The following is a 3,795-nucleotide window of genomic DNA, read 5'->3' as shown; positions in this document are numbered from 1 at the left end:
CGACCATCCTGAATACTCAATGGTTTCGAGCATGCCCCGGGTGTACTGGGAACCGTGGCTTCTCTACCGAAAACCATTCGACTCCAAACTCGTCGAGAATCTTGAAACGTGGCAGACTGGTGGTCTGCGACGTGAATCTGAAGATCGGCCATTTACTGATCTACTTGAAGATGGGAAGACCGGAAAGCGCGAACGCGAGATTACTGCAGCCGCAAACCCCGAAAGTAGCGACTCACATCCCAACGTAAAACCGCAGACTTTGATGCGCGAACTCTGTCACGCTGCACTACCGCTCAAGGAGGGTGTTATCCTTGACCCGTTCATGGGGAGTGGGTCGACAATCGCCGCGGCTGAGGCGATCGGCTACAACTCCGTTGGAATCGAACTTGATGACTCATATTACGAGATGGCGAAGCAGTCGATTCCACGGTTCACGGAGATCAATACACCAATCGAGCAGCGCGATGACATCCGGAAGACAAAGGCCGCAGAGGAATCGACATCACTCGCGGACTTCAGCTAATCTCGGGTGTCAAATCAACGATGGGGAATCGGCACAGCAGACTATATCAAACGTCGAGTTCTGTCTGCTCAGTCACGTACTCTGGGTGTTCCTCAGCGAACACCGGGTCGAATGTTGTCTGATACTCGCGGTAGCGCTGTTTTGGCTTTGCACGGCCTGTAATGGCTTCTGGTTTCTGGTAGATTGGGTTCGACCGAAGTTTATCCATCCCATTCGCAATGATACTGGAAGTAATTGTCCGGCGACTGTCTCCAGAACGTCCACTGTGGCTCCAATCTTCTTCTTCCAACTTCGCGCAGAGCACCTGGATGATTTCGACGCCAGCCATATCTTCTGGGTCGACGTCACGATCAATTGGAGCATAGCGGAAAATAACGAACCAAGCAGATTCGTTGTTATGAGCTTGCCATCCACCGTTCTGCTGTGAGCACTTCGTTTCGATTCCTTCGTCTCCGTGGTGAACGCGGTAATCCTTTTCAGCGTACTCTTCGTTTTCGACCGGAAGGATGTCAGGGAACCCGTCCTGCTTCTGGTTTTTGATCAGTACGTCACTTGCTTCGGCAAGGTTGTCCGTGAGAATGTCTCCAACGAAGTCACTGAGCGCATTGTTGGCGCGGAGAAGGTTCTCGATGCTGTGGTGGCCTTCCTTGTGGAGAAAACCGTTGATACCGTGGTACAGATCGTACCACTCCTTGATAGCTTCAGCTACGTCATCTGGGGTGACACCATATGGGAGTGTAGCATTCTGATTGAGGTATCGTTCCTCGAATTTAGGCGACGGCATACATTCTGAAAATCCGACTGCTTACATAGGAGAGTTATTTCAATAGGGGTATCGGAGACGAATCATCCAGTTATCAAAACATAACAGAATTCGATAATATGCTACTCTACAACCCCACATACCGCCGCCCATTCGTCTCCCCTCTCGCCTCGACCAGATTATAATCAGCCAACTTCTGTAAGTCTCGCCGCAGCGACCGCGCCGTCCGATCATCACCAGACGCCTCCACGTACAACGGCTGTAATTCACCCATCTTCAGCGGCCCGTGCTCCCGCACGATCTCCAAGAGCGTCGATTCGTGCGGCTTCAGTTGACTCGTCGTCTTCTGTCGTAGCTCACCACGAGCCAGCGGCACAGCCTCATCGACAACCGCCGAAGTCACCTCACCATCACCGGCCAGCTTCGCCGCCCGGTACAGCGACCGAATCGCGACTCGAGCGTCACCCGCTGCGTGGTCGGCAATCCGCTCCAGAATCGACTCCGGGACACCGTACTGCAGCCCCTCGCGAACCCGAGCATCGAGAATTTCGACCAACTCCGAAACCCGGTATGGCTCGCAGTAAATCCGAACTCCGGAGCGGAACCGCGAGTGAACACGCTCGTCCATCGAGGCGAACAGCTCCTGCTCGCGATTCGTAATCAACACGAGCGTCAGTTCCGGAATCGCGTCCAGACTGTACAGCAGACCCGTGTCATCGATTCGGCCGACTTCGTCGAGGATGACGACGTACGGCTTGTCGACCGACACCCGGAGTCGTTTCAGGAGGATATCCTGCGCCGTCGACTGTCGATGTAAGTCCCACACTCGCCCGACCTCTTCGAGGATGTCGTAGAGGAGCATCCACGGCCGATGGTCGTTCCAGCAGTTGACGTACCTCGTTTTCACGTCGGCCTCTGCTTCGAGTTGGGCCAGACCATAGCGCGCGGTCGTCGTCTTCCCGACGCCAGACGGCCCGGTGACGATTGTATTCGAACCAGTGTTACCGTCGAGAATCGGCGAGAGAGCCGTCGAGAGAAGGTTTAGCTCGTGGTTTCGGTGAACAAGATCTGCGGGAACGAACGCGTCGACGTCGAATACCTCCTCCCGGGTGATCATTTTGCTGGAGATATCGATGTGAGGGGTACTTAATCGGTTGTGAGAGCTGTCCGAATTGTCCGAGTCAACTGCCTGTACACCCACAATTTCTCCCGGAACAACACGCCCGAATCGAAATCGAATCACACGACCCGTACCCTGTATTCAGTCGGTTTCAACGACGATTACCGGCCGATTTATTCCAAGCTAGAGGCAACTGAGTGCATGGCGCAAAGAGCAGATCTAGCTAGAGGTTCCAAAATATACATCTTGTCTCTATTCGTCGCGCTGATTGCAGGGATGCTCGCAGTCGTTGCTGTTGGAGGAACCGCTGAGCCAAGAACTCCCTCGAGAGCGATCGTGGTTCTAGTGTTCTTCACGACACTCATCGGGTCAATGATTGTACTTGGCTCAATTAGAAGTTGAATCATTTCGGAGCACGTTGGAAGACTCGATTTATATTTCGGATGAGGTCAACATAGTTTTGATTTTCTTCCCAGAGCAATCGTAAGCAGGTGCCGCGTGTCTTTCATTGGTGGAGTAGATTAGCTCAGAGCGGGACCTCTTGCAGTCGCTCCCTCGTTCAAATCTCTCCAGTCGCGGGTTCACCCGCGCACGAGTATCGAACACACGAGGCGCTCGACGTGTGAGTTCGCGGGAAAAGTAAGCCGGTGGAGAGAATTGTGAACCACAGTCGCTCACTTCGTTCGCTCCTTGGCTCAAATCCCTCCACGCGAGGCTCTTCAGTCTCACTTCGTTCGACAGAAAAAGCCGGTGGAGGGATTTGAACCCTCGGCCTATTCCTTACGAAGGAATCGCTCTGCCAGCTGAGCTACACCGGCGCAGTGGGCTTTCGAACGCATTCATCCGTACCCCGGTTACGTAATTAAGACTTGCGAATCAACCCGGTGTCTGCCGGTCGTCACCACGCGTCGTTACGGTTTCGTCAGGCGAACGTCCAAACAGACGTTGTACTCGTGAGGCGCGTACGAGCGGACGATTTTCTCCTCGAGTACCTCCACTTCGTACTCGGGTTCCGCGGCGGCGCGGACGGCGTTGAGTCCCGGGCCGAACGGGTCGTCCTCGTGTTGGATGTCGTAGAGGTGGATGACACACTCGTCGCCAGCGAGCCGAACGGCCGTTTCGAGGAACTCGTTCGCGCTGTGTGGGAGGTTCATGATGAGCCGTTCTGCCCACCCCTCGTAGTCGTCGGCCACCTCGCGTACGTCGCCGTGAATTGCGGTGATACGGTCGGCCACGTCGTTTCGAGTCGCATTTTCCCGGAGGAACTCGATGGCCGCTTCGTTCAGGTCGCACGCGACGACCTCGGAACCGGCTGCTGCGGCCGGAATTGCGAACGGACAGACCCCCGCGAACATGTCGAAGATGTGCTCGCCGTCGCGCATCTGTTGG

Annotated in this window: 4 protein-coding genes and 1 tRNA gene; 1 reads left to right on the top strand and 4 read right to left on the bottom strand. The window is 54.9% G+C overall.

What is annotated here, in order from left to right; translation table 11 throughout:
- Positions 1 to 523, top strand: a 523-nt coding sequence (locus QT222_RS04705) for a DNA methyltransferase (protein ID WP_491476462.1), incomplete at its 5' end; no start/stop codon positions are given.
- 46 nt (positions 524 to 569) lie between these two features.
- Here QT222_RS04705 and QT222_RS04700 read toward each other — a convergent pair.
- The 4 genes from QT222_RS04700 to QT222_RS04685 form a co-directional block, all read right to left on the bottom strand.
- Positions 570 to 1,307 (bottom strand): hypothetical protein, encoded by a 738-nt coding sequence (locus tag QT222_RS04700; RefSeq protein ID WP_491476461.1) that lies wholly within the window; start codon positions 1,305 to 1,307, stop codon positions 570 to 572.
- Positions 1,308 to 1,413: 106 nt separating this feature from the next.
- Positions 1,414 to 2,403: a Cdc6/Cdc18 family protein gene (locus QT222_RS04695; RefSeq protein ID WP_491476460.1), complete on the bottom strand. Its 990-nt coding sequence runs from the start codon at positions 2,401 to 2,403 to the stop codon at positions 1,414 to 1,416.
- A 748-nt stretch (positions 2,404 to 3,151) separates the two neighbouring features.
- Positions 3,152 to 3,224: transfer RNA gene (locus QT222_RS04690), tRNA-Thr, on the bottom strand.
- Positions 3,225 to 3,317: 93 nt separating this feature from the next.
- On the bottom strand, positions 3,318 to 3,795 hold a 478-nt coding region (locus QT222_RS04685), incomplete at its 5' end, for a class I SAM-dependent methyltransferase (RefSeq protein WP_491476459.1).

The organism is Haloferax sp. s1 (genome assembly GCF_058382125.1).
Note: the sequence above shows the minus strand (reverse complement) of the source record. Positions and strands in the feature narration are given on the sequence as shown.

Bases quoted from the DNA above. Each gene is read 5' to 3' on its own strand.
- QT222_RS04700 (WP_491476461.1), bottom strand. From the start codon at position 1,307: ATGCCGTCGCCTAAATTCGAGGAACGATACCTCAATCAGAATGCTACA.
- QT222_RS04695 (WP_491476460.1), bottom strand. From the start codon at position 2,403: ATGATCACCCGGGAGGAGGTATTCGACGTCGACGCGTTCGTTCCCGCA.